Annotated in this window: 13 protein-coding genes; 6 read left to right on the forward strand and 7 right to left on the reverse strand. The window is 71.2% G+C overall.

The features are described from left to right. Positions 1-83: 83 nt before the first annotated feature. The 4 genes from CYQ11_RS19430 to CYQ11_RS19445 all read left to right on the forward strand — a co-directional run bounded on the left by CYQ11_RS19430 (position 84) and on the right by CYQ11_RS19445 (position 5,235). Positions 84-845, forward strand: coding sequence for an isoprenyl transferase (locus CYQ11_RS19430; protein WP_099197789.1), 762 nt, complete (start codon positions 84-86; stop codon positions 843-845). A gap of 427 nt (positions 846-1,272) precedes the next feature. Next, on the forward strand, positions 1,273-2,595 hold the full coding sequence (locus tag CYQ11_RS19435; protein WP_099201475.1) for an RNA 5'-3' helicase PhoH2: 1,323 nt from the start codon (positions 1,273-1,275) through the stop codon (positions 2,593-2,595). Positions 2,596-3,006: 411 nt separating this feature from the next. Next, positions 3,007-3,720 (forward strand): aggregation-promoting factor C-terminal-like domain-containing protein, encoded by a 714-nt coding sequence (locus tag CYQ11_RS19440; RefSeq protein ID WP_420894527.1) that lies wholly within the window; start codon positions 3,007-3,009, stop codon positions 3,718-3,720. Positions 3,721-3,855: 135 nt separating this feature from the next. Next, positions 3,856-5,235, forward strand: coding sequence for an AI-2E family transporter (locus CYQ11_RS19445; protein ID WP_099201473.1), 1,380 nt, complete (start codon positions 3,856-3,858; stop codon positions 5,233-5,235). Between the two features lie 109 nt (positions 5,236-5,344). On the opposite strand, the gene CYQ11_RS19450 is transcribed toward CYQ11_RS19445, so the two are convergent. Then, positions 5,345-5,878, reverse strand: coding sequence for an alkyl hydroperoxide reductase (locus CYQ11_RS19450; RefSeq protein ID WP_099201472.1), 534 nt, complete (start codon positions 5,876-5,878; stop codon positions 5,345-5,347). A gap of 11 nt (positions 5,879-5,889) precedes the next feature. Then, the gene (locus tag CYQ11_RS19455) at positions 5,890-6,444 is read right to left on the reverse strand and encodes a peroxiredoxin (RefSeq protein WP_099201471.1); all 555 of its coding nucleotides are present in this window, start codon (positions 6,442-6,444) and stop codon (positions 5,890-5,892) included. A gap of 135 nt (positions 6,445-6,579) precedes the next feature. On the opposite strand from CYQ11_RS19455, the gene CYQ11_RS19460 reads away from it, so the two are divergent. Further along, the gene (locus CYQ11_RS19460) at positions 6,580-7,602 is read left to right on the forward strand and encodes a hydrogen peroxide-inducible genes activator (protein ID WP_240003589.1); all 1,023 of its coding nucleotides are present in this window, start codon (positions 6,580-6,582) and stop codon (positions 7,600-7,602) included. Positions 7,603-7,663: 61 nt separating this feature from the next. Here CYQ11_RS19460 and CYQ11_RS19465 read toward each other — a convergent pair whose 3' ends face one another. The 5 genes from CYQ11_RS19465 to CYQ11_RS19485 all read right to left on the reverse strand — a co-directional run bounded on the left by CYQ11_RS19465 (position 7,664) and on the right by CYQ11_RS19485 (position 12,531). Beyond that, positions 7,664-10,066 carry an FtsX-like permease family protein gene (locus CYQ11_RS19465; protein WP_338105712.1) on the reverse strand — a complete coding sequence of 801 codons (2,403 nt, stop codon included), beginning with the start codon at positions 10,064-10,066 and terminating at the stop codon, positions 7,664-7,666. Continuing rightward, positions 10,063-10,755: an ABC transporter ATP-binding protein gene (locus tag CYQ11_RS19470; protein WP_099201470.1), complete on the reverse strand. Its 693-nt coding sequence runs from the start codon at positions 10,753-10,755 to the stop codon at positions 10,063-10,065. Before CYQ11_RS19470 ends, CYQ11_RS19465 begins: the two co-directional genes overlap by 4 nt. Beyond that, entirely contained in the window at positions 10,752-11,276 is a 525-nt protein-coding gene (locus CYQ11_RS19475) for a PadR family transcriptional regulator (protein ID WP_099201469.1), read from the reverse strand. Before CYQ11_RS19475 ends, CYQ11_RS19470 begins: the two co-directional genes overlap by 4 nt. Before the next feature lie 62 nt (positions 11,277-11,338). Next, positions 11,339-11,605 (reverse strand): type II toxin-antitoxin system antitoxin, encoded by a 267-nt coding sequence (locus CYQ11_RS19480; protein ID WP_099201468.1) that lies wholly within the window; start codon positions 11,603-11,605, stop codon positions 11,339-11,341. Then, positions 11,602-12,531, reverse strand: a complete 930-nt coding sequence (locus CYQ11_RS19485; protein ID WP_099201467.1) for an SPFH domain-containing protein — start codon at positions 12,529-12,531, stop codon at positions 11,602-11,604. Before CYQ11_RS19485 ends, CYQ11_RS19480 begins: the two co-directional genes overlap by 4 nt. 241 nt (positions 12,532-12,772) lie before the next feature. Here CYQ11_RS19485 and CYQ11_RS19490 point away from each other — a divergent pair, with 241 nt between their 5' ends. Further along, positions 12,773-15,046, forward strand: coding sequence for a transglycosylase domain-containing protein (locus tag CYQ11_RS19490; protein WP_099201466.1), 2,274 nt, complete (start codon positions 12,773-12,775; stop codon positions 15,044-15,046). Positions 15,047-15,060: the final 14 nt, after the last annotated feature.

Here is a 15,060-nt window from a genome sequence, read left to right on the forward strand (position 1 = left end):
ACAGGCCTAGTTGGGTGCTCGCGACACGCTGGCAGTAGTGTGGCGCCCTCGGGGCGACGCCATGGCATGGAGGGGCAGGAAGAGTGAAGTTGCGCGACCTGGTGTACAGGCTCTACGCACGCCGGGTGGAAGGCCGACTCGACCATGCCCAGGTGCCCAAGCACATCGGCGTCATCCTGGACGGCAACCGCCGCTGGGCGCGGGCCGACGGCCGGACGCCCGAGCAGGGTCACCAGGCCGGTGCGGACAAGATCTCGGAGCTGCTCGGCTGGTGCGCCGAGACCGACGTCGAGGTCGTCACGCTCTGGATGCTCTCGACGGACAACCTCGACCGGCCGGCCGTCGAGCTGAACCCGCTGCTCGGCATCATCGAGAACACGGTGCGGGGCCTGGCCGCGGACGGCCGCTGGCGCGTTCACCACGTGGGCACGCTCGATCTGCTTCCGGCCCAGACCCAGTCGGTGCTGAAAGAAGCCGAGCAGGACACGGACGGTATCGACGGAATACTGGTCAACGTCGCCGTCGGCTACGGCGGCCGGCAGGAGATCGCCGACGCCGTGCGGTCCCTGGTCCTGGAGGCCGCGGAGAACGGCACCTCGCACGAGGAACTGGCCGAGACCGTCGACGTCGACGCCATCACCAAGCACCTGTACACGCGGGGCCAGCCCGACCCCGACCTCATCATCCGCACCAGCGGTGAGCAGCGGCTGTCCGGCTTCATGCTCTGGCAGAGCGCGCACTCCGAGTACTACTTCTGCGAGGTCTTCTGGCCCGCCTTCCGCAAGGTCGACTTCCTGCGGGCCCTGCGCGACTACGCCGCCCGGCACCGCCGCTACGGCAGCTGAGGCAGCGTCTGCGGCGGGTCGGGGCCGGTCAGGGCCGGTCCCGGTGGTTTCCCCGCCGCGCCTCGTGCACACGTCGCGGCCCCGGCCGTGAGGGCCGGATGCCCCGGGCACGCTACGGCCGCTGACGGACCGATCGTTCGACTGCTCGTCGCATATGCCGTTGCATGGTCTCGCGGTCCAGCGGGAATATCCCCTCCAGGCCGACGGTCCGTACCGAGACCGTCGCTCTGCCAGCGGACGGCATGGGGCCGTCCGCCCGGGAGGCCCTTTGCACCAGGACGACGACCGTGCGGACCGAGCGGGCGGCAGCGCCCGCACGGCCGACGCGGCGGGCCGGACGACCGGCCGCCCTGGGAGGGCGTTCACCCGGCCCATTCCCCGCGACTCCGTCGCGCCCTTACCTCTCCCTGAGGGGGTTCGTCCACCCGTGGTGACCAGCAAGAAGCGCCGTGACGGCGACCGGCGCACCTATGTCCTCGACACCAGCGTCCTGCTGGCCGACCCAGGAGCCATGTCCCGCTTCGAGGAGCACGAGGTCGTGCTCCCCGTCGTGGTGGTCACGGAGTTGGAGGCCAAGCGGCACCACCCCGAGCTGGGGTATTTCGCCCGTAAGGCACTGCGCCTGCTCGATGAGTACCGCGTGCAGTACGGCCGGCTGGACGCACCGATTCCGATCGGTGAGCTGGGGGGCACGCTCAGGGTCGAGCTGAACCACTCGGATCCGGGCATACTGCCGGCCGGCTTCCGTCTCGGTGACAACGACTCCCGCATCCTCGCGGTCGCCCGCAACCTCCAGGCCGAGGGCTACGACGTCACGGTCGTCTCCAAGGACCTGCCGCTGCGCATCAAGGCGTCGGCCGTCGGTCTGCTGGCCGAGGAGTACCGCGCCGAGCTGGCCATCACCGACTCGGGCTGGACGGGGATGGCGGAGCTGACGGTCACCGCCGGGCAGGTGGACGAACTCTTCACGACCGAGCGCGTGTACGTTCCGGAGGCCGCCGAACTGCCCGTGCACACCGGTCTGGTGCTCCAGTCCGAGCGCGGCAAGGCGCTGGGGCGGGTGGCCGCCGACGGCTCCGTGCGGCTGGTGCGGGGCGACCGGGAGGCCTTCGGCATCCACGGCCGCAGCGCCGAGCAGCGCGTCGCGCTGGACCTGCTGCTCGATCCCGAGGTCGGGATCGTCTCGATGGGCGGCCGGGCCGGTACGGGCAAGTCGGCGCTGGCGTTGTGCGCGGGGCTAGAGGCCGTGCTGGAGCGGCAGCAGCACCGCAAGGTGATGGTGTTCCGCCCGCTGTACGCGGTGGGCGGGCAGGAGTTGGGCTATCTGCCGGGCAGCGAGGCGGAGAAGATGAGCCCGTGGGCCCAGGCCGTCTTCGACACGCTGTCCGCGGTGACGACCGCCGAGGTCATCGAGGAGGTCGTGGGCCGGGGCATGCTGGAGGTCCTGCCGCTGACCCACATCCGCGGCCGCTCGCTCCATGACGCGTTCGTCATCGTCGACGAGGCGCAGTCCCTGGAACGCAACGTCCTTCTGACGGTGCTGTCGAGGATCGGCGCCAACTCGCGGGTCGTCCTCACCCACGACGTGGCCCAGCGCGACAACCTCCGCGTGGGGCGCTACGACGGGGTGGTGGCCGTCGTCGAGCGGCTGAAGGGCCACCCGCTGTTCTCCCACGTGACGCTGACGCGTTCGGAGCGTTCGCCGATCGCGGCGCTGGTGACCGAAATGCTGGAGGACGGCCGTATCTGAGGGGATGCGCGACTGCAGCGCGCGGCGGGCCGAGGAGCCTAGCCGCGCGCCGTCGTTCGCCGCAGGCGTTTCCACGAAGCCGCAGGCATAAACGGCGTGTGAGCTTTCCCACGTAACCAAGAATTGCCTCGGAGCGTGCCGTTCAGGCAAAGTCTGGGTCCTGTCAGGCCCCGCATACGGCACTTGAACCCCTCCGGGGGCAGATGCGGAACACGCGACAACTGAACAGCGTCGCCGTATGCCGCCCGAGCATCATGCGGACCTCCCCCGCGGAGGGCCCACCGGGTCAGTGCCTCCCGTGACCAGCCGGTCACCCGCGTCCTCGTGGGTCCGGTGCTATTGGAGGCCAGCGCCAGGGGCACGATCGCGCCCGCGAGGTCACCCATGCGGGCGATGCTGGAAGGAAACCGTGTGAGCCGGATTTCGGTCCGGGGATTCGCCGTGGCGTCCGCCACCGCGGTCACCACCGTAGGCGCCGTCGTCGGTGTCGCCGCGGGCCACGACCAGGGCACGACCGACCGGGTCGAGGCCACCGCCGCGGGCACGACGCTCCTCGCCGACATACCCGGCGGACACAACGTCCAGGCCCAGACGGCCTCTCTGCAGCAGCAGGCGGACACGCAGGCGGACGCCGCCGACGCCGCTGCAAAGAAGGACGTCGAGGAATCGGCGCGCAAGCAGGCCGCCGAGGACGCCACCGCGAAGAAGGAAGCCGCGGAGGCCGAGGCCAAGAAGAAGGAAGCCGAGGCGAAGGCCAAGGAGCGCGAGAAGGAAGAGATCGCGAGCCGCTCGGCCACGCGTGACGCCTCCTCCTTCGCGGTCAAGGGCTCGTACTCCGTCTCCGAGGTCCAGGCCATGGCCCGGCAGATGGTCCCCGGCGACCAGTTCCAGTGCTTCAGCAACATCGTGAACAACGAGAGCACCTGGGACTACACGGCCACCAACGCCTCCTCCGGCGCGTACGGCCTCGTCCAGGCGCTGCCCGGCACCAAGATGGCGTCCGCGGGCGCCGACTGGCGGACGAACCCGGCCACCCAGATCAAGTGGGGCCTCAGCTACATGAACGAGCGCTACGGCAGCCCTTGTGGCGCCTGGTCGTTCTGGCAGGCCAACCAGTGGTACTAGGCCGTTCCGGCTAGCCGCGCCACATCACTCGTACCCCTGCGAAGCCCCCGGCCGACCGGCCGGGGGCTTCGTGGCGTCCGGGGGCAGGTAACGTCAGCACGGACGGCCACGGGGGAGTGGGGTAGAGGAAGAGGAATGTCCAGATTGCCACGATGGGTCGGTGGCGTCGGCTCGGGTCTCATACGGCTCGCCGAACGGCTCGACGCCCGCAAGGCGGCCGCGGAGCACGACACCGCGGCCGCGCCCGAGGCGGAGGCCGCCCGTGCCACGGCCCCGGACCGCGCTCCCGAGCCGGCCGCCGCGCCCGTACCCGCCTACGAACCCGGTCCGGGCGACCCGCCCGGGCACGGCCACGTCGCGTCGCCTGTCATGGCCATGCGGCCTGATCCGGTCGCCGCCGTGCCCTGGGGCGTGCGGGTCGCCGCCGAGGTGGGCTGGCGGCTGCTGGTGCTGGCCGGGACGCTGTGGGTGCTGATGCGGGTGATCAGCGCCGTGCGCCTGGTGGTGCTCGCCTTCGTCGCCGGCCTGCTGATCACCGCACTGCTCCAGCCGACCGTCGCCTGGCTCAAGCGCCACGGCGTGCCGCGCGGCGTCGCCACGGCCATGACCTTCGTGTCCGGCTTCATCATCATGGGGCTGGTCGGCTGGTTCGTGGTCTGGCAGGTCACCGAGAACCTCGACGGGCTGTCGGCCAACGTCCAGCACGGCATCACCGACCTCAAGCAGTGGCTGCTCGACAGCCCGTTCCACGTCACCCAGGACCAGATCAACAACATCGCCGACAACCTCAGCAAGGCCATCGGCAACACCAAGGACCTCACCTCCGCCGCCACCGAGGGCGTCCAGGTGATCCTCGAGGTGCTCACCGGCATCCTGCTGGCGATGTTCAGCACGCTCTTCCTGCTCTACGACGGCCCCAGGATCTGGAGCTGGATCCTCAAGCTGGTGCCGGCCGCCGCCCGCGAGGGCGTGGCGGGCGCCGGCCCGCGCGCGTGGACCACGCTGACGGCCTATGTGCGCGGCACGGTGATAGTGGCTCTCATCGACGCCATCTGCATCGGCGTCGGCATCTTCTTCCTCGACGTGCCGATGGCCGTGCCCCTGGCCGTCTTCATCTTCCTCTTCGCCTTCATCCCGCTGGTCGGCGCCGTCGTCTCCGGTGCGCTGGCGGTGGTCGTCGCGCTCGTCACCCGGGACGTCTTCACGGCGGCCATGGTGCTGGTGGTCGTCCTGGCCGTGCAGCAGATCGAGGGCCACGTCCTCCAGCCGTTCATCCTCGGGCGCGCCGTGCGGGTCCATCCCCTGGCCGTGGTGCTGTCGGTCGCGGCGGGCTCGATGGTCGCGGGCATCGGCGGCGCGGTCGTGGCCGTGCCGCTGGTGGCGGTGACCAACACGGTCGTCGGATACCTGCGGGCCTACGCGAAGGAGAACGCGGCGCGGGCCCGCCTGGACGTCTCCCCCGGGGAGGCGGCCGCGGTGGCGTCGCCCCCGCCGCCCCCGCCGTCCTCCCCGTGATCCCCGCCCGCTGAGCGGGGGCGCTCCCCCGAAGGGAGCCCCGGTGCACGACGAAGGGCCCCGACCGCGAGGTCGGGGCCCTTCGTCTCGTTCCTGGCGGTGCGCCGGGTCAGCCGTTCAGGACGCTTTCGGCGTCCAGGGTGGCACCGACGGCCTGGAGGACCGAGGCGATCTTGAAGGCTTCCTGGATCGTCTCGCGCTCCACGCCGGCCTTGCGCAGCACCTGCTCGTGCGAGTCGAGGCACATGCCGCAGCCGTTGATGGCGGAGACGGCCAGGGACCACAGCTCGAAGTCGACCTTCTCCACGCCGGGGTTGCCGATGACGTTCATCCGCAGGCCCGCGCGCAGGTTGCCGTACTCCGGGTCCGACAGCAGGTGCCGGGTGCGGTAGTAGACGTTGTTCATCGCCATGATGGCGGCGGCGGCCTTCGCGGCGGTGTACGCCTCGGGGGAGAGGTTCGCCTTGGCCTCGGGCTCCAGCTCGCGCAGGACGATCGGCGAACGGGTCGCGATCGCGCAGGCGAGGACCGTGCCCCACAGCTGCTGCTGGGGGAGGTCGGAGTTGCCGATGACCGAGCCGAGGTTCAGCTTCAGGTCCTTGGCGTAGTCCGGTATGGCGGACTTCAGCTCATCGAGCGCCATGGGAGATCAGCTCACTCGCCCGCGAGGAGCTTGACCGCGTCGAGGGTCTCCTCGCCCTTGGACCAGTTGCAGGGGCACAGCTCGTCCGTCTGCAGGGCGTCGAGGACCCGCAGGACCTCCTTGGGGTTACGGCCCACGGAGCCGGCGGTCACCATGACGAACTGGATCTCGTTGTTCGGGTCCACGATGAAGACGGCGCGCTGGGCGTAGCCGTCCTCGCCCTCGACGCCGCAGGCCTGCATCAGCTCGTGCTTGGCGTCGGCCAGCATCGGGAAGGGCAGGTCGCGCAGGTCGGCGTGGTCCTTGCGCCAGGCGTGGTGCACGAACTCGGAGTCGCCGGAGACACCGAGGATCTGGGCGTCACGGTCGGCGAACTCGTCGTTCAGCTTGCCGAAGGCCGCGATCTCGGTCGGGCACACGAAGGTGAAGTCCTTGGGCCAGAAGAAGACGACCTTCCACTTGCCCTCGTAGGTCTTGTTGTCGATCTGCGCGAAGGCCTTGTCCGCGTCGAGGTCCACACAGGCGGTCAGGTCGAACTCGGGGAACTTGTCACCGACAGTGAGCACGCGCTCTCCTTGCAATGGAGGAAAGCCCTGTTCATGGGGTTTCCTGCGGGTTGGACGACAACCACAGTGCCATAGGAGGCATTGATAGCGGAAATAGCTAGACTGGGTGATGTTGATCGGAGGTGGTTATCAGTGGTGTCCTCGCCCATATCCAAGGGGCAGCAGCACGGTGCGGACCGCGGTCCGGCCCCCTGGCCGGCCCCCGCGAAGGTCCCGCCGGCGCGGCCCCGTCAGCCCAGCCTCGCGCAGCTCCGCGCGTTCGCCGCCGTCGCCGAGCACCTGCACTTCCGCGACGCGGCCACGGCCATCGGCATGAGCCAGCCGGCGCTCTCGGGGGCCGTCTCCACGCTGGAGGAGTCGCTCGGCATCCAGCTCCTCGAGCGTACGACGAGAAAAGTCCTGCTCTCGCCCGCCGGGGAGCGGCTGGCCGTCCGGGCCCGCACGGTCCTCGACGCCGTCGGCGACTTCATGGAGGAGGCCGACGCGGCCCGCGCGCCCTTCACCGGCGTCCTGCGCCTGGGGGTGATCCCCACCGTCGCGCCCTATCTGCTGCCCGTCGTCCTGCGCCTGGTCCACGACTCCTATCCGGACCTCGACCTCCAGGTCCACGAGGAGCAGACCGCCTCGCTGCTGGACGGCCTCTCCCAGGGCCGGCTCGACCTGCTGCTGCTCGCCGTGCCGCTCGGCGCGCCCGGCGTGAGCGAACTGCCGCTGTTCGACGAGGACTTCGTCCTGGTCACCCCGAGCGACCACTGGCTCGCCGGCCGCGGCGACATCCCGCGCGAGGCCCTGCGCGACCTCGACCTGCTGCTCCTGGACGAGGGGCACTGCCTGCGCGACCAGGCGCTGGAGGTCTGCCACGAGGTCGGGCGCGCGACGGGCGCCCCGATGACGACCAGCGCGGCGGGCCTGTCGACCCTGGTCCAGCTGGTGGGCGGCGGCCTCGGGGTCACTTTGCTGCCGCGTACGGCTCTGCGCGTCGAGACCGGCCGCAGCGACCGCCTCGCCACCGGGTACTTCGCCGACCCCGCCCCCTCGCGCAGGGTCGCCCTGGCCATGCGGTCGGGGGCGGCGCGGCAGGGCGAGTTCGAGGAGTTCGCGGCCGCGCTCAGGGGAGAGCTGAGCCGCCTTCCGGTGCGGATCGTCGAGGAGGGCTGAGGAGGCGCCGCACACCGGGCGGGGGCGCCGCCGGGTGCGCGGCGCCCCCGCCCGGCCGTCCCTACTCGGTGCGCAGCCCGTCCGGCCGGGTCATCCGCCACAGCGGCGGCAGGCTGGCGAGGGTGACCAGGGCGATCACCCCGGCGCCCGCACCGGTCACGGGCAGGAAGGCGAACCAGTCCCGCACCGTGCCGTCGACCACCTGGAGCATCACCCAGCCGAGGCTGATCCCGCCTCCCGTGGCGAGGACCATCCCCAGGACCACGGGGATCGCCGTCTGCCACAGCACCGACCAGCCCAGGGTGGAGCGGGGCGTGCCGAAGGCGGCGAGGGCGGACAACGTCCGCCTGCGCTCGCGCAGTTGCTCCAGCGTGGAGACCAGGATGCCCGCGCCGATGAGGCCGAGGGTGCCCACCGTGCCGATGAGCAACCCCCGTTCGATCATGGCGTAGTTGGCGTCCTTCACCACGCCGCCGTCGCGCCACACCCGCAGGGCGGGGTCGATGGCGGCCGCGGTGTTGCGGATCCGTTCGAGCGCGTCGGGGTCGTCCGGCCGGGCCTGGACCCGCACCCGGGTGCTGGCCGTGGGCATGGCCGCCGTGTCGATGGCGGACGGGGTGGCCAGGACGCCGCCGCGAAACTCCTCGCCCGGGCCGGGCAGCGTCCGCACGATCCGCGCGGAGTCCGGGACGGTCCACCGGTACGTGCGGGGTTCCCGGGTGCTCCCGGGGTCGAGGTACTCGCTCATCGTCAGCTTCGAGCCGGGCGGGAAGTGATCGCTTTCGCGAATGCCGCCCGGGGAGTCGGCGACGAAGACGTCGCCGTCCCGGCAGGAGTCGAGCCGCGCGATCCGGCGCAGTTCCGCGCAGTCGCCGACGGAGATCGCGGTGGTCCTGTCCGCTCGGCCGTCCCTGGTCGCGTACTCCTCGACGACGACCGCGGCGTTCACGACGCCGCGCGTGGCGCGGAAGCGCTCGGCGTAGTCGTGGGTCTCGGCGGCCGAAGCCGCCCGGAAGACGCCCGACATGGACGAGTGGCTCGCCTCGTCACCCGGCAGCTCGTAGCCGCCCCGTACGCCCGCGAAGAGCATCTGCACGGCGATCGCCCCGGCCACCGCCACGGTGACGCCGCTGACCGCGCGGGCGGCGGGGCCGCTGCCGAGCTGGAGGCGGCGGTAGGCCAGCTGCCAGGCGGGCGCGCCGCCCCGCAGGCGGTCCACCAGGACCTGGAGCACCCAGGGCAGCAGCAGCGTGATGCCGACCAGCAGCAGGACCGCGCCGCCGGCGACCTGGGAGGTGTTGAGCGGATCGCCCCACGGGTCCATGGACGCCCGGCCGAAGAGCGGGAACAGCAGCGCCACGCCCGCGACGGGGAACAGCAGCCGCCACCACAGGCGGCGGCGCCGGGGCCCGGTGTCGCGCATGACGCCCAGCGGCTCGATGGTCACGCCGCGCAGCGCGAACAGCGTCACCACGACGGCCATGGCCGGCACGGTGACGGCGATCAGCGCGACGAGGGCGGGACGGGGGACCATGTCGGAGGGGAAGACGCTGGAGTCCCGGATGGTGACGTCCGCGGCGAACTCCCGCAGCAGGAGGAAGAGCGTGACTCCGGCGCCCAGTCCGAGGACGGCTCCGGCCAGTGCCTCGCCCGCCGCGATCCGCCGGGTCGTGCGGGCGTCGGCGCCGACCAGCCGCAGCGCGGCGAGCCGCCGGTCGCGGCGCTCGCCGCCGAAGCGGACGGCGGTGGCCATGAAGACGGCGACCGGCAGGAGCAGGACGACGCAGGTCATGATGGCCAGCACCAGGAGCACCGGACTGATCGGTTCCTTCTCCTCCGCGGTCCCGAACGCGTCGACGCGGGCCGGGGTGTCGTGGATGCCGGGGCCGTGGGGGCCGTCGAGGGTGATGCGGTCGTCGCCGGCGTAGTAGGAGAGCTCGCTGGGGCCGATGAGGCCGGACGAGCCGATGGTGCCGACGATGCGGTGGGGAAAGCGCTCGCGCAGCACCGCGCCGTCGGCGGACGCCAGGAGCCTGCCGAGCGCGGGGGAGACCACCATCTCTCCGGGGGCGGGGATCTCCCGCAGACCGGGCGGCACGGGGGCCTTCGGCCCCTCCGGCCGCAGGAGGACGCCGGCGACGGGCTTGTCGTGGAAGTCGGTGTCGGCCCGCTGGAGGATCAGGGTGCCGGGGCCGCGGCCGACCGGCTCGTCGCCCTCCTCGGCGACGTGCGGGGCGCGGGCGGCCTCCCGGTGCTGGCGCTGGGCCATCATCTGCGGCACCGACGCCGCGATCATCAGCAGGGCGACGCCGAGTCCGACGCCGAGGGCGGTCAGCGCGGTGCGGAACCACGCCTCGCGGCCGCCGGTGACGGTGAAGCGGACGCCCATGGCGAGGTCGCGGGCCCACGCGGCCATGCCCCGGGGGCCGGCGGGGGTGTCGGTCCCGGTGCGGGGCTGGTTCACAGGGCGCCCGTTCCGGCCATGTCGCGCACCAGGCCGTCGCGGACGATGACCTCGCGGTCGGAGTACGCCGCCACCCGCGCCTCGTGGGTGACCAGCACGACGGCGGTGTTGCCGGCGCGCGCCGTCTCCGTCAGCAGCTGCATGACGCGCTCGCCGTTGAGGGAGTCCAGGGCGCCGGTCGGCTCGTCCGCGAAGATCACCCGGGGTTCGGTCACCAGCGCCCGCGCCACGGCCACGCGCTGGCCCTGACCGCCGGATATCTGGCCCGGCCGGTGGTGGCGCACGTCGGCCACCTCCAGCCGCTCCAGGCAGACCAGGGCCCGCGCCTCCGCCTCCTTGCGCCGCACGCCGGTCAGGCGCAGCGGCAGGGCCGTGTTCTCCAGACAGGTCAGCTCCGGGACGAGCTGCCCGAACTGGAAGACGAACCCGAAGCGGGTGCGGCGCAGCGCGCTGCGCTCGGCGTCCGAGAGCGTGGCCAGGTCCCGGCCCTCGTAGGTCACGGTGCCCTCGTCGGGCGGCACGATGCCGGCCAGGCAGTGCAGGAGCGTCGACTTGCCCGAGCCCGAGGGGCCCATGACGGCGACGACCTCGCCGGCGTGGAGGGAGAAGTTGGCGCCGTCCAGGGCGGTGTTGGGGCCGTAGGACTTGCGCAGGCCGGTGGCGGTCAGCAGGGAGCCGGCGGGGATCACGCGTGCACCGCCGTCGCCAGCTGGTCCAGCCGGGCCGCGGTCAGCTCCAGCCACCGCAGGTCCGCCTCCAGGTGGAACAGGGCGTGGTCGCAGATCAGCTGGTCGGCGAGGTCGCCGCCGCGCTTGCGCTCGGTGAGCCCGCGCATCAGCCGCAGGTGCTCCGAGCGCTGCGCGTCCAGCAGGCGGCCCGCGTCCCGGCCGGTCATCAGGGCGAGGACGACCTTCGTGTACAGGGTCGACTGGAGGTACGGCTCGGGCTTCTCCGGCTGCCCCAGCCAGCGCGCCACGTCCGTCACGCCGGCGTCGGTGATCGCGTAGCGCTTGCGGTCCGGGCCGCCGCCCTGCTCGATGCCCTCGACCTCGACCAGGCCGTTCTTGAGCAGCCGCGACATCGTCGCGTACACCTGCCCGTAGTGCAGGGGGCGGTCCTGGCCGAACCGCTCGTCGAAGGCGCGCTTGAGGTCGTACCCATGACGCGGACCGGATTCCAGAAGACCGAGCAACGTGTGACCTATAGACATGCGGAAACACTACACGGCGCGTATACATCGTGTGTATACGCGCCGTGCAGAGTTGTCCGGATCTAGTTCTCCGCGGCCCCGCCGCCCTCGTCCGGGCCTGTCCGGTCCCCCTTCGACGGGCGTCCGCGCCGCCGGATGGCGCCGACGTCCCGGGGCAGCCGGCCCGCCTCGGAGAGGGCCTTGCGGAGCAGGAACTCGATCTGGGCGTTCGCGCTGCGCAGCTCGTCGTCCGCCCAGCGGGCCAGTGCGTCGTGGACGAGCGGGTCGAGCCGCAGCAGCACCTGTTTGCGCCGCTGCGGCCGGCCGGGCGCGGGGGTGTCCTCCGTCACTGGTAGAGGGTGCCGGTGTTCAGGACGGGCTGGGCGGCCCGGTCACCGCACAGCACCACCATCAGATTGCTGACCATGGCCGCCTTCCGTTCCTCGTCCAGTTCCACGAAGCCTTGCTCGCTGATGCGCTCCAGCGCCTGCTCCACCATGCCGACCGCGCCTTCCACGATCAGCTTGCGCGCCGCGACGACCGCGCCCGCCTGCTGGCGCTGGAGCATGGCCGAGGCGATCTCGGGCGCGTAGGCGAGGTGCGTGAAGCGGGACTCGATGATGCGCACGCCGGCCGCGGCGACCCGGGCGTGGAGTTCGAGGGCGAGCTTCTCGGTGATCTCCTCGGCGTTGCCCCGCAGCGACAGCGCGTTCTCGTCGTGCGCGTCGTAGGGGTACTCGATGGCGATGTGCCGGACGGCGGCCTCGGTCTGCGTGGCGACGAACTCCTGGAAGTCCTCCACCGCGAACATCGCCTGCGCGGTGTCCTCGACGCACCACACGACGACGGCGGCCAGCTCGATCGGGTTGCCGTAGGCGTCGTTGACCTTCAGTACGGCGGTCTCGTGGTTGCGGACCCGGGTGGAGATCTTCTCGCGGCTGGTGAAGGGGTTGACCCAGCGCAGGCCCTCGTTGCGGATCGTGCCCCGGTAACGCCCGAAGAGCTGGACGACGTTGGCCTGGCCGGGCGCGATGGTGTTCAGCCCGGACATCGCGACGACCGAGCCGAGGCCGGCCAGGACGCCGCCGGCTATCAGCGCGAAGCGCAGGCCGTCGGCCAGGTGGCTGCCGGCCCCCACGGCCACGGCGGCGACGCCCGCCAACAGGCCCACGAGCCCCAGCAGGAGGGCGAGTCCGCCGCCGATGTCGTTGGCGGGACGCTCCTCGATGCCCGGTCGCGGCGCCGCGGGCGGGTTCTCGGTGGTGGTGTCGGACATGGGTGGCCCCCCGTTTCCCTCCGGCCGCGCGGTGGTTCTCCGCGCGGCTTGGTCTGTCTATCAAAGTGATATCACATTACGGCCCTGTACGGTTTCCCGCACTGGACCGCACCGGGTTCCCGCCACCCGGGGTGCTGTATGTCACGTCCGTTATTGCCGTGATCGATGGGCGTTTGGTGACAGTTGCGGTGTTAGCTTCGTGAGCTGGGTTGGGGGCGGACGGACTGGAGCTACGGGAGAAATGGGCCGAGCGGAAGCGCGACGGGCGCAGAAGAGGGGCACTGGCCCTGGCACGGGCGGTAAGAAGCCCAAGAAGACCGGCATACGCCGGTTCTTCACCTGGAAGATGCTGCTGGCCTACTTCGTGGGCGTGATCGCCCTGGGTGCCGGAGCGTTCTACGCGCTGTACCTGTACGTGGACGTGCCGGGCGAGGGCAACAAGGCCGCCCAGCTGCAGAGCAACGTCTACAAGTCGGCGGACGGCAAGACCATCGCGCGCATCGGTCAGGTCAACCGCGAGGAAGTGCCGCTGGACAAGGTCCCGGAGAACATCCGGAACGCGGTCGTGGCGGCGGAGAACAAGAACTTCTGGACCGACCCCGGCGTCGACCTGAAGGGCACCGCCCGCGGCATCATCAACACCGTCATGGGCCGTGGCAAGCAGGGTGGTTCGACCATCACCCAGCAGTACATCAAGAACTACTACCTGGACCAGCGGCAGACCGTCAGCCGCAAGGTCAAGGAACTGATCATCTCGCTGAAGGTCCAGGACAAGCTCTCCAAGAAGAAGATCCTCGAGGGCTACCTGAACACCAGCTACTACGGCCGCGGCGCCTACGGCATCCAGGCCGCCTCCCGGGCGTACTACAACAAGGACGTCGACAAGCTCACCCTGGAGGAGGGCGCCTACCTGGCCGCGCTGCTCCAGGCGCCGAGCCAGTACGACTGGTCGCAGGCCACCGAGGCCGGCAAGACCAACGCCAAGAAGCGCTGGAACTACGTCCTCGACAAGATGGTCGAGCAGAAGTGGCTCGGCGCCGCCGAGCGCCAGTCGATGCAGTTCAAGGAGCCCGGCAAGGCCAAGCCGGCCGCCGGCCTCGCGGGCCAGAACGGCTACCTGGTCGAGGCGGCCAAGCGGGAGATCATCCGGGACCTCGTCGCGCAGGGCCGCACCCAGAAGGACGCCGAGCAGGAGTTCGAGGCGGGTGGCTGGACCGTCACCCTCAGCATCGACCCCACGAAGCAGAAGGCGCTGGAGAAGGCCGTCCACGACAAGCTGCTCGCCGAACTGGAGCCGGGCAAGCGCGAGGTCGACAAGCACGTGCAGGCCGGCGCGGTGTCCGTCGACCCCAAGACCGGCAAGGTCGTGGCGCTCTACGGCGGCCAGGACTTCATCCAGCACCAGGTGAGCAACGCGACCCGGGCCGACTACCAGCCCGCCTCGACGTTCAAGCCCCTGATCCTGGCCTCCGCCCTGGAGAACAACTCCAAGACGCAGGAGAAGAAGCCGATCACGCCGGCCACGATCTACGACGGCACCAACAAGCGGCCCGTCGTCGGCCCCGGCGGTGGCGGCTACGCCCCGGAGAACGAGGACCAGCACAGCTACGGACCGATCACCGTCCAGCAGGCGATGAACGACTCGGTCAACTCCGTCTTCGCGCAGATGGTCGTCGACGTCGGCATGGACAAGGTCAAGAAGACCGCCGTCGAGCTGGGCATGAAGTCGGACTTCGAGGAGACGCCCGCGATGGCGCTCGGCGCCATGGGCGCCAGCCCCATGGAGATGGCCGGGGTGTACGCCACCCTGGACAACCACGGCAAGAAGGTCACCCCGAGCATCGTCGCGTCGGCGACCCACCGCGGCCAGGAGTTCAGCCTGCCGAACGCCGTCGGCGCCACCGCGGTCGACCGCAACACCGCGGACGGCCTCACGTCCGTGCTGACCGGCGTGGTCAACGACGGTACGGCCAACGTGGTGAGCAGCGCCGAGTACCAGGTGGCCGGCAAGACCGGTACCTCCGACGAGGACCTCTCGGCGTGGTTCGCGGGCTACACGCCCAGCCTGGTGACCACCGTCGGCCTCTTCGGCGAGGACATGGAGAAGAACGGCAAGCAGGTCACCCTGCAGAACACCGGTGGCAACGGCCGCGTCAACGGTGGCACGTACCCGGCGAAGATCTGGGCCGCCTACAACGCGGCGGTGTTCGGCGACGACGACAAGGCCAAGTTCGACCTCGAGACCGACGAGCCCGCCGCGCCGGCCGCCCCGCCGAGCCCCAAGCCGTCGACCTCGCCGTCCGCCTCGACCTCGCCGAAGCCGTCGAACTCGCCGTCGGCCTCGACGTCGCCCAAGCCGTCGAACTCCTCGTCCTCGGCGGCCTCGCCGAAGCCGTCGAACTCGACGAAGCAGCCGCCGACGCCCAAGCCGTCGTCGTCCTCCTCGACCGGCTCCTCGACCGGCCCGGTCGACCCCGGCACCCGGCCCAACGGCGGGCTGATGCCCCCGCCGTAGGACCCGTCCGACGC

It is taken from the genome of Streptomyces cinnamoneus (genome assembly GCF_002939475.1).
Taxonomy (GTDB): Bacteria; Actinomycetota; Actinomycetes; order Streptomycetales; family Streptomycetaceae; genus Streptomyces; species Streptomyces cinnamoneus_A.